Consider the following 10,015-nt stretch of genomic DNA (forward strand, 5'->3'; position numbering starts at 1 on the left):
GAAGAGTCCCTCACACCCGATTCGAGACCCCGGGGGGGAGGTCGTCATGTCGGTCCACCGCATCAGCCGCGTTCTGCGCCGCGTCGCCCGCGACGAGGACGGCCTCGGCATGAGCGAGATCCTCGTCGCACTCATGGTCTTCGCCGTGATCGCGACGACTGCCGCCTACGGCATGCTCAACGCCCTCACCCTCACCCAGCACTCGCGCTCCAGCGAGACCGCCATGTCGCTCGCCTCGAGCGACCTCGACCAGATGCGCCTCCTCGCCTCGGCGGGCGCCTACGGGGTGCTCAACGTGGTGTCCACCGGATCCTCGGTGACGAAGACGGTCGGCGGCACCGCCTACAGCATCGACCGCGCCGTCTCCTGGCAGACGACCACCGGCGCCACCGGCGCCTGCGGGACCGGCGCCGGCACCCTGCAGTACAAGAACGTCACCGACACGGTGAGCTGGCGCGGCGCCAACGGCGCGACGCAGTCGGTCCGGATGTCGAGCGCGATCGCCCCGCTCAGCAACATCAACTCCGACGCGACCGGCACGATCATCGTGACCGTCATCGGGGCCCAGGGGCAGCCGATGCCGGGCCTCAAGGTCACGGTCGCTCCGACGGCGGGCGGCGGCGGCTCGCCGTTGTCGACGTCGCCGCAGAACACCGACAATTCCGGCTGCTCCTTCGGCCTGCTCGTCACCCCGGGGAGCTACACGGTCACCGCCTCCACCTCGGGCGGCATCGACGTCCAGGGCAACGCCTCGGCGAGCACGACCGCCGTCGTCGTCGCAGGCCAGAACACCGTCGTGAAGTTCACCTACGACCTGGCCGGCACCTTCCCGCTCAGCTATCCGGTCGGTGCCACCCTTCCCACCAACTTGCCGGTCACCTTCTGGAACGCGACCGCGCAGATCACCGGATCCGGCACGAGCGTCAAGGCGTTCCCGTTCTCGCCGGACGGCTACACGATCCTCGCGGGCAGCTATGTCTACAACGCCACGTCGAGCTCCTCGAGCTGCCTCGACACCAATCCCGGGGCGTGGGCCACACCCCGGGCCTCGGACGGCGCGGTCGGGACCGCGCCGCCCACCGTCGCGACCGCGGCCGGCACCACGGCGCCGACGACCTCGGTGGCGATGGGCACGATGACCCTCGGGAACGTCTCCTCCCTGCAGGGCAAGTACCTCACAGCGATCTCGGCGTCGACGCCCGGGGACGGCGACCCCGGCTGTGCGGCCGGGCAGACCCTGACCTTCGGCAAGATCCCGAGTGTCAGCAGCATGACGCTCGCGCTGCCGTTCGGCACGTGGCGGCTGTACGCGGGGTCCACATCGGGCTCGACCAGCACCCCGCTGCCCTCGGGGACGGCGGGCACTCTGACGCCGATCAGCGCCGGCACCGTGAACGCGGTCACGAGCACGACGAGTTCGATCACCTTCGATCCGCGAACGGTGCCGACCTCATGATCGTCCGCATCGCACGTCGTCTCCGCCGCTCGGAGCGGGGGATCACCCTCGTCGAGCTGATGGTCTCGAGTGCGCTCGGTCTGCTGATCCTGGTCACGGCAGGCGGCCTGCTGGTCTCGGTGACGAGGGCGTCCGGTGTGCAGGCGTCGTCCGACGTCAACACGCGCGGGGCGACGACGGCCATGAACACCATGAGCCGCTATTTCCACGCCGCCACGACCTACCCGACCGCGGGCGGGGTGAATCCCGCACTCGCGAACATGAGCCCGACCGATGTGACCTTCTACGCCTACGTGAACCTGGTCAACACCGCCTCCCAGCCGGTCAAGGTGCGCTACTACGTCGATGCGACGAGCAAGAACCTGATCGAGCAGCTCTACCCGTCCACCTGCAGCGCGACCACGGGGTACTGCACCTTCTCGTCGACGTTCACGCAGATCAATCTCGGCGGCGCCGTCGCGTCTCCGACGTCGGACGGAAGCGCGCTCTTCGTCTACCTCACGGCGGCCGGCGTCCCGACCGCGGACGCGGCGTCGGTGCAGTCGGTGCAGATCAACCTCGAGTACGGGTCCTCCACCGCCGGCACGCCCGGCGACACGCATCTGAGCAACACCGTCGCGATGTTCAACGTCGGTCAGTTCGGGGGGACCACCTCGTGATCGTCCGCCGACTGCTCCGCGCTCTCCGTCGCCGTGACGACGGGGTGGCGCTGCCCGCCGTGATCGGCATCGGGCTCGTCATCACACTCCTCGTCATGACCGGCGCCGCCGTCTCCACGAGTGGCGCGTACAAGTCGTATGCGGACGCCCAGAGCCTGAACGCGATGCAGGCCGCCTACGCCGGCATCGCGGACTACCAGAGCCGCATCACCAACGACAACGGCTACTGGCACTACGGCACGACGACGCCCTTCACCACCGGGAGCACCTTCACGGGCACCAACTCCAACCCGGCGTTCGGCACGACCGCGAGCGGCACGTGGGCCACGGTCAGTGGCTCGAACGGCACGGAGAGCTACCGCTACGAGGTCAACAACGCCGCCTACGCATCGACGGGATCGGTCCACGTGCGCGTCACCGGCCGTGCCGGCGGCCAGACCCGCTCCCTCGTCGCGACGGTGCGCGGCACGGGGTTCATCGACTACCTCTACTTCACCGACTTCGAGTCGTCGAATCCGGCCCTGACCGGCGAGACGCAGGCCGGGAACTACCGGTTGCCCTGCTTGTCCGTGCACATGACCGATCCCGCCTATTCGTCGATGACCGCCTGCCAGCCGGTGCAGTTCGCCGCCGGCGATGTCCTGGGGGGTCCGATCCGCACCAACGACGAGTTCACGATCTGCGGGGCCACGTTCAAGCAGACCGTGCAGTCGACGGCGGCCAACAACGTCTACAACAAGCCCTCGGGCTGCGGCAACGCTAATTTCACGCTCCCCAAGCCGCAGCCGGCTCAGGTCTCGTCGTTGGACATGCCGCAGACCAACACCGACATGATCCAGGCCGCGCGGTCCGACACCAACGCCGCTCCCGGATGCGTCTACACCGGCCCCACGTCGATCACGTTCAACGCCGACGGCTCGATGAACGTCATCTCGCCGTGGTCGAAGGCCACCCAGATCTACCAGAAGGCGGACGGCACCTTCGGCGGGACGATGGCGAGCGCGTGCGGCTCCGCGGCGGATCTCAGGAGCGCGACCGGCGCCAAGGTGACGCTCTCGGCGAACCTCGTCTACGTGCAGAACGTGCCGACCGATCCATCGAATCCCAACTACCCGACCAGTCAACCGACGACCCCCGGCAGCGGGGCGATCGTCTGCTCCAAGACCACGACGACCAGCACCTGGTGGGGCGGGACGACCTCGACGACCACCTACGGCAACGGGCTTCTGTCACCGCTCGGCGACAACTACCCGGGTTCCTCCGAGTACGTCGGTTCGGTGGGCAACACCTCGACGGCTTCGCCGTACTACTGCCGCAACGGGGATGTCTTCGTCTCCGGCACCTTCCACGGCGCGCTGACCATCGGGGCCCAGTCGCACGTGTATGTCGTCGGCTCCATCGTCTACAAGGACGCGGTGAACGACATCCTCGGTCTCGTCGGGCAGACGTCCGTCGCGGTCTGGAACCCGATGGCCTGCTCCGGCGGCTGCACCCTCCTGAGGTACGGCAGAGGAGCCAACGTCACCATCGACGCGGCCATCGCCTCCAACGGCGGGACCTTCACGGTGCAGAACTACGCGTACGGGCCGCAGCTCGGCACGCTGACGGTGCTCGGCTCGATCGCCCAGGAGTGGCGCGGTGCCGTCGGCACCTCCGGCGGCACCGGCTTCACCAAGTCGTACGGATACGACACCCGTCTGCGGAACACGGCCCCGCCGAAGTTCCTCCAACCGGTCACGACCGCCTTCAGCGTCTCGCAGCAGGTCGAAGTGTCCGCGGCCTACACCGCGACGGGAGCGCCGACCTCATGACGATGGTTCTGATCCTCACGACGATGGCCGGGCTCCTCGGACTCGCTGTCGGCTCGTTCCTCAATGTGGTCGTCTACCGCGTCCCCGCCGGCCTGTCGGTCGTGCGCCCGCGCTCGGCGTGTCCGGGGTGCGGGCAAGAGATCGCCGCGCGGGACAACATCCCGATCGTCTCCTGGCTTCTGCTCCGCGGTCGATGCCGTTCGTGCCGCACCGGGATCTCGCCGCGGTACCCGCTCGTGGAACTCGGCGGCGGCCTCGCCGTGGTGGGCGTCGCCCTGTGGTCGATGCCCTCGATCAGCGGTGCCGCCGACGCCTCGACCGTGGTCGCGGCCGTCCTCCAGCTGGTGGCGTACGCCTACCTGGCCGTGGTCTCCATCGCCCTCGCGCTCATCGACCTCGACGTGCACCGTCTGCCGAACGCGATCGTGCTCCCGGGCTACGCCGTCGGCACGGTTCTCCTCGGCGCGGCCGCGCTCGTCGGGGGCGACCCGGTCGCCCTCGGTCGTCTCGCGGCGGGCGCGGGCATCCTCTTCGCGGTCTACCTCGCGCTCGCGCTCGTCGCGCCGCGCGGCATGGGGCTCGGCGACGTGAAGCTCGCCGGAGTGCTCGGGCTCTTCCTCGGCTATCTGGGGTGGGGCCAACTGGCGGTCGGTGCGATGGCGGCCTTCGTGCTCGGCGGCCTGTTCGGCGTCGTGCTCCTGGCCCTGCGTCGGGCGGGCCGCACGACCGGCATCCCCTTCGGGCCGTGGATGCTGGCCGGCGCATGGATCGGGATCGTGTTCGGGCAGCAGATCGTGGGCGGCTATCTCGCCCTCGTGGGACTGGCCTGAGAGATATAGGGAGGACAGAGATGGCGAAATCCGTGGTGGGACTGGACATCGGTCACGGCGTGCTGCGTGCGGCCGAGATCGTCAACCAGGCGCACAAGCCGGTGCTCACGCGTTATTTCGAGATGCCGGTGCCGATCGAGGCCGTGAACCGCGGCGAGGTCGTGGACCGTGACATCGTGCAGCGCGCGCTGCGGGTCATGTGGTCGCGAGCTCGGTTCAAGACCAAGGACGTGGTGCTCGGCATGGGCAACCAGCGTGTCCTGTCCCGCGACTACAGCGTGCCGGAGGCGCCGCTCGCGCGCATCCGCGAGGCCCTCCCTTTCCAGGTGCAGGATCTGCTGCCGGTGCCGGTGGCGGACGCGCTGCTCGACTTCTACCCGGTCTCGCGCGAGCAGACCGAGCAGGGTCCGATGATCCACGGGCTGCTGATCGCGGCGGTGAAGGAGGCCGTTCTCGGCAACGTCGAGACCGTGGAGTCGGCAGGGCTCCGCGTCGCCGAGGTCGATCTCATCCCGTTCGCCCTCACCCGCCTCCTGAGCTCGGCCGAGGGGGTGAGCGCGCTCATCGACATCGGTGCGTCGACGACCAACGTCGTCATCGCCGTCGCCGGCGTTCCCCGCTTCGTCCGCGTGCTGCCCGGTGGCAGCCGCGACGTCAGCGACGCGATCGTCGCCCGACACGGCATCGCCTTCGAGGACGCCGAACGGATCAAACGGCAGGTCGGCGTCATGGCCACAGCGGTCACGCCGGAGCAGCGTCCCGTGATCGACACCATCCACCACGCCACCGGCGAGCTCCTCGGCGGGGTGCGCAACACCATCGCCTACTTCGCGTCGAACCACCCCGAGCTCCGTGTCGCCGAGCTGGTGCTCAGTGGGGGCGGGTCGGACATGCCGGGCATCCGCGAGGCCTTCTCGGAGCTCACCCGGCTCCCCATCCGCGACGCGGATCCGTTCCAGCGGGTCGGGACCGCCCGATCCTTCGCGGCCGACGGACTCCGTACGGCCCGCGCCCACGCGCCGGTTGCGATCGGCCTCGCCCTCGGGAGTGCAGCATGAGCCTCGACTTCCTCACCCGACCCATCGGCGGCACGAAGAAGGTCGCCGATGACGCCGAGCCGTCGCCGCGCGACCGGCCTCGCCGCCCGCGGCCGAACCCGGAGGATGTGCGCCGCCCCGGCGCGTTGACCATCGGCGGGATGCCCCGCGTCGACCTCATGCCGCCCGAGATCCGGGTGAAGCGTTCGCAGCTGCGCGCCCGGCGCTCCCTGCGCCTCGGCGTCATCGGTGTCGCGGCGGTGGTCGTCCTCGGTTGCGGCGGGACCGTGGCATGGTCGACCCTGTCGGGCGTCGGTCTCGCGATGGCCCAGTCGCAGCAGGTGGCGCTGCTGCAGCAGCAGGGACAGTTCGCGGACGTCCGGGGTGCGACCCAGCAGATCCAGCTCATCAAGGCGGGCCAGAAGGTCGGCGCCTCGACGGAGATCGACTGGAGCGGCTATCTCGACAAGGTCGCCGCCCTCATGCCGGCGGGCGTCGCCATCGACCAGGCCGAGATCGAGCAGGCGACGCCGGTCACCCCGTATGTGGCGAACCTCGTCCCCCTGCAGGGCGGCCGCGTCGCGACGCTGACGATCGTCACGCGCAGCGCCGACATCCCGCCGGTCGCGCAGATCCTGACGTCCCTGGAGACGCTCCCGGGCTTCGTCGACGTCGAGCCGACGACGATCGTGCGGGATGACAGCGCCGGCACCTACAAGGCGAACATCATCCTGCACATCGACCAGAAGGCGTTCGACGGGCGGTATCAGCCGTCACCGTCGCCCGCCGCGACCACGGGAGCCAAGTGATGACGACCCAGATGCACCGCATCTTCACCGTGCTCATGGTGGCGCTCATGGTCGGGCTCGTGGCCGCGGGGTGGTTCCTCGTCGCGCAGCCGCAGCTCGCCGCCGCGGCGGCGGCGGAGGACCAGCTCGGATCGGTCCGCACGCAGATCTCCTCCTCCCAGGTGGCCCTGGCCCAGCTGCGCGCGCAGAAGGGGAAGCTCGGCGAGTTGACCGCTGAACTCACCGGCCTGCAGGCGTCGATCCCGTCGAACCTGGCGTCGTCGTCGCTCGTCGCCGACCTCGATCGGGAGGCGAAGGCGGCCGGCGTCACCATCGCGAACATCGCGGTGACGGATCCCGTGCCCTACGCGCCCGCGACGTCGCCGGGCGCGCCCGCTGCCTCCGCGTCGTCGAGCGGCGCCACCCCCGCCCCGAGCGCGTCCGCCACGCCGGCGCCCGCGCCCTCCGCACCGTCCAGCAAGGCGGCCTACAGCGCGACCACCGACCGGCAGATCACCGCGGCCAATTTCATCCCGGTGCCCGTCTCGATCAGCATCCAGGGCGGGTGGGATCAGACGTTGGCGTTCGTCAGGGCCCTCCAGTCGGGCGATCGGCTGTACGCGGTCGGCACGCTCAGCTCGAAGACCGACACCAACACCAGCGGCACGTACAAGACGACCGTGACCGGGTACGTCTTCGCCCTCATCGATCCAGCGGCCGCCCCGTCCGCCTCGACCGCGTCAGCGACCACGGATTCCTCCCAGACCGAGTCGCCGACGCCGACGTCCAGTCCCACCAGATAGGACGTCACGTGCGGCCCGGTCCCGATCCCAGGGGGCCGGGCCGCCCTCATGCTCACGCACCACTGCGCGATGTCACACGACGTAGTACAGTTGATCGGGTATGCGCGCGTCGCATGCACTCCCCCTGCCAGACGCTCCGCCCGCGAGGGCGGCTCGACCGTGCACGGGGATGGGTCACCGCCACCCGGCGGCTCGACCCCCACGGCATATCCGCCGGCAGTCCCGCTCCGATTCCGGGGCCGGGGGCGGATCCCGATGGAAACCCATCAGCTGTCACCGTGCAGCACCGAAAACAGGAGCAGGTTTGCCCACCATCCAGCAGCTGGTCCGCAAGGGCCGCACGCCGAAGGTCGTCAAGACCAAGGCGCCGGCCCTCAAGGCCAACCCGCAGCAGCGGGGCGTGTGCACGCGCGTGTACACCACCACCCCGAAGAAGCCGAACTCGGCCCTCCGCAAGGTCGCCCGCGTCAAGCTCTCCAACGGCACCGAGGTCACCGCCTACATCCCCGGCGAGGGCCACAACCTCCAGGAGCACTCGATGGTGCTCGTCCGCGGCGGTCGTGTGAAGGACCTCCCCGGCGTGCGCTACAAGATCGTCCGCGGCGCCCTGGACACCCAGGCCGTCAAGAACCGCAAGCAGGCTCGCAGCCGTTACGGCGCGAAGCTCGACAAGAAGTAGGCCCGAACATGCCTCGTAAGGGACCCGCTCCGAAGCGCCCCGTCGTCAACGACCCCGTCTACGGCGCGCCCGTGGTCAGCCAGCTCGTCAACAAGATCCTCGTCGACGGCAAGAAGGACCTGGCCCAGCGCATCGTCTACGGCGCCCTCGAGGGCGTCGCCAAGAAGTCCGACCAGGATGCGGTCACCGTCCTCAAGAAGGCGCTCGACAACGTGCGCCCCACCCTCGAGGTCAAGAGCCGCCGCGTCGGCGGTTCGACCTACCAGGTGCCGGTCGAGGTGAAGCCCCACCGCGCGAACACGCTCGCGCTGCGCTGGCTGACCTCGTACGCCAAGTCGCGTCGCGAGAAGACGATGACCGAGCGCCTCACCAACGAGATCCTGGACGCCTCCAACGGCCTGGGCGCCGCGGTCAAGCGCCGCGAGGACACCCACAAGATGGCCGAGAGCAACCGGGCCTTCGCGCACTACCGCTGGTAACACGCATGCGGATCGAGTAGCGCGGAGCGCGTATCGAGATCCCGGTCCCGATACGGCGCTTCGCGCCTCCTCGACCCACTCACCCTCAAGAAGTAAGGAACCCCCGTGGCACAGGACGTGCTCACCGACCTCAAGAAGGTCCGCAACTTCGGCATCATGGCGCACATCGATGCCGGCAAGACCACCACGACCGAGCGCATCCTCTTCTACACCGGTGTCAACCACAAGATCGGCGAGGTGCACGACGGCGCCGCGACGATGGACTGGATGGCGCAGGAGCAGGAGCGCGGCATCACCATCACGTCGGCCGCGACCACGTGCTTCTGGGAGGGCTACCAGCTCAACATCATCGACACCCCCGGGCACGTCGACTTCACCGTCGAGGTGGAGCGCAACCTGCGCGTCCTCGACGGCGCGGTCGCGGTGTTCGACGGCAAGGAGGGCGTGGAGCCCCAGTCCGAGACGGTGTGGCGCCAGGCCGACAAGTACGACGTGCCGCGCATCTGCTTCGTCAACAAGATGGACAAACTCGGCGCCGACTTCTACTTCACGGTCGACACGATCATCAAGCGCCTCGGCGCGAAGCCGCTCGTCATGCAGATCCCGATCGGCGCGGAGTCCTCGTTCGAGGGCGTCGTGGACCTCGTCTACATGCGTGCGCTCACCTGGCGCGGTGACGCCAAGGGCGACGTGAAGATGGGCGCCGAGTACGCGATCGAGGAGATCCCGGCGGACCTCGTCGAGAAGGCCGAGGAGTACCGCCAGGTGCTGCTCGAGACCGTCGCCGAGACGAGCGAGGAGCTGCTCGAGAAGTACCTCGGCGGCGAGGAGATCACCCCCGAGGAGATCAAGGCCGCCGTCCGCCAGCTCACCATCGACAGCGCGCTGTACCCGGTGTTCTGCGGCTCCGCGTTCAAGAACCGCGGCGTCCAGCCGATGCTCGACGCGGTCGTGGACTACCTGCCGTCGCCGCTCGACATGCCGGCGATCGAGGGCCACGACGTCCGCGACGAGGAGAAGGTCATCGAGCGTCACGCCGACGCCAACGAGCCCTTCTCGGCGCTCGCGTTCAAGATCATGACCCACCCGTTCTTCGGGCGCCTCACCTACATCCGCGTGTACTCGGGCAAGCTCGAGTCGGGCGGCCAGGTCATCAACTCGACCAAGGGCAAGAAGGAGCGCATCGGGAAGATCTTCCAGATGCACGCCAACAAGGAGAACCCGGTCGACGGCGTGACCGCCGGTCACATCTACGCGGTCATCGGCCTCAAGGACACCACCACCGGTGACACCCTGAGCGACGCGAACAACCAGGTCATCCTCGAGTCGATGACGTTCCCGGAGCCGGTCATCGAGGTCGCCATCGAGCCGAAGACCAAGGCCGACCAGGAGAAGCTGGGCACCGCGATCCAGAAGCTGGCCGAAGAGGACCCGACGTTCCGCACCGAGCAGAACCAGGAGACCGGCCAGACC

General features: G+C 69.0%; 10 protein-coding genes. All 10 read left to right on the top strand.

The window, feature by feature from the left end; translation table 11 throughout:
• The first annotated feature begins 46 nt into the window (after positions 1 to 46).
• On the top strand, positions 47 to 1,456 hold the full coding sequence (locus tag ACTHM3_RS03130; protein WP_440404634.1) for a hypothetical protein: 1,410 nt from the start codon (positions 47 to 49) through the stop codon (positions 1,454 to 1,456).
• Positions 1,453 to 2,115, top strand: a complete 663-nt coding sequence (locus ACTHM3_RS03135; protein ID WP_440404635.1) for a PulJ/GspJ family protein — start codon at positions 1,453 to 1,455, stop codon at positions 2,113 to 2,115. Before ACTHM3_RS03130 ends, ACTHM3_RS03135 begins: the two co-directional genes overlap by 4 nt.
• Entirely contained in the window at positions 2,112 to 3,926 is a 1,815-nt protein-coding gene (locus tag ACTHM3_RS03140) for a hypothetical protein (RefSeq protein ID WP_440404636.1), read from the top strand. Before ACTHM3_RS03135 ends, ACTHM3_RS03140 begins: the two co-directional genes overlap by 4 nt.
• The gene (locus ACTHM3_RS03145) at positions 3,923 to 4,756 is read left to right on the top strand and encodes a prepilin peptidase (protein WP_440404637.1); all 834 of its coding nucleotides are present in this window, start codon (positions 3,923 to 3,925) and stop codon (positions 4,754 to 4,756) included. Before ACTHM3_RS03140 ends, ACTHM3_RS03145 begins: the two co-directional genes overlap by 4 nt.
• Before the next feature lie 20 nt (positions 4,757 to 4,776).
• The gene (gene pilM, locus ACTHM3_RS03150; RefSeq protein ID WP_440404638.1) at positions 4,777 to 5,814 is read left to right on the top strand and encodes a type IV pilus assembly protein PilM; all 1,038 of its coding nucleotides are present in this window, start codon (positions 4,777 to 4,779) and stop codon (positions 5,812 to 5,814) included.
• Complete coding sequence (locus ACTHM3_RS03155; protein WP_440404639.1) at positions 5,811 to 6,602, top strand: hypothetical protein; 792 nt, start codon at positions 5,811 to 5,813, stop codon at positions 6,600 to 6,602. Before pilM ends, ACTHM3_RS03155 begins: the two co-directional genes overlap by 4 nt.
• A complete protein-coding gene (locus tag ACTHM3_RS03160; RefSeq protein WP_440404640.1) occupies positions 6,602 to 7,384 on the top strand; it encodes a hypothetical protein in 783 nt (260 codons plus the stop codon). The genes ACTHM3_RS03155 and ACTHM3_RS03160 overlap by 1 nt, the downstream gene beginning before the upstream one ends.
• A 304-nt stretch (positions 7,385 to 7,688) precedes the next feature.
• Entirely contained in the window at positions 7,689 to 8,063 is a 375-nt protein-coding gene (rpsL, locus tag ACTHM3_RS03165) for a 30S ribosomal protein S12 (RefSeq protein WP_284254385.1), read from the top strand.
• Positions 8,064 to 8,071: 8 nt separating this feature from the next.
• On the top strand, positions 8,072 to 8,542 hold the full coding sequence (gene rpsG / locus ACTHM3_RS03170) for a 30S ribosomal protein S7 (protein WP_284254386.1): 471 nt from the start codon (positions 8,072 to 8,074) through the stop codon (positions 8,540 to 8,542).
• A gap of 105 nt (positions 8,543 to 8,647) precedes the next feature.
• Positions 8,648 to 10,015 (top strand): elongation factor G (fusA, locus tag ACTHM3_RS03175; protein WP_440404641.1); only part of this gene is annotated, 1,368 nt, incomplete at its 3' end.

The organism is Pseudolysinimonas sp., assembly GCF_051954455.1.
Classification (GTDB): domain Bacteria; phylum Actinomycetota; class Actinomycetes; order Actinomycetales; family Microbacteriaceae; genus Pseudolysinimonas.

Coding starts and splice junctions, on each gene's coding strand:
- ACTHM3_RS03155 (WP_440404639.1), top strand. CDS start 5,811: ATGAGCCTCGACTTCCTCACCCGACCCATCGGCGGCACGAAGAAGGTC.
- ACTHM3_RS03145 (WP_440404637.1), top strand. CDS start 3,923: ATGACGATGGTTCTGATCCTCACGACGATGGCCGGGCTCCTCGGACTC.
- rpsG (WP_284254386.1), top strand. CDS start 8,072: ATGCCTCGTAAGGGACCCGCTCCGAAGCGCCCCGTCGTCAACGACCCC.
- ACTHM3_RS03135 (WP_440404635.1), top strand. CDS start 1,453: ATGATCGTCCGCATCGCACGTCGTCTCCGCCGCTCGGAGCGGGGGATC.
- ACTHM3_RS03160 (WP_440404640.1), top strand. CDS start 6,602: ATGACGACCCAGATGCACCGCATCTTCACCGTGCTCATGGTGGCGCTC.
- ACTHM3_RS03130 (WP_440404634.1), top strand. CDS start 47: ATGTCGGTCCACCGCATCAGCCGCGTTCTGCGCCGCGTCGCCCGCGAC.
- pilM (WP_440404638.1), top strand. CDS start 4,777: ATGGCGAAATCCGTGGTGGGACTGGACATCGGTCACGGCGTGCTGCGT.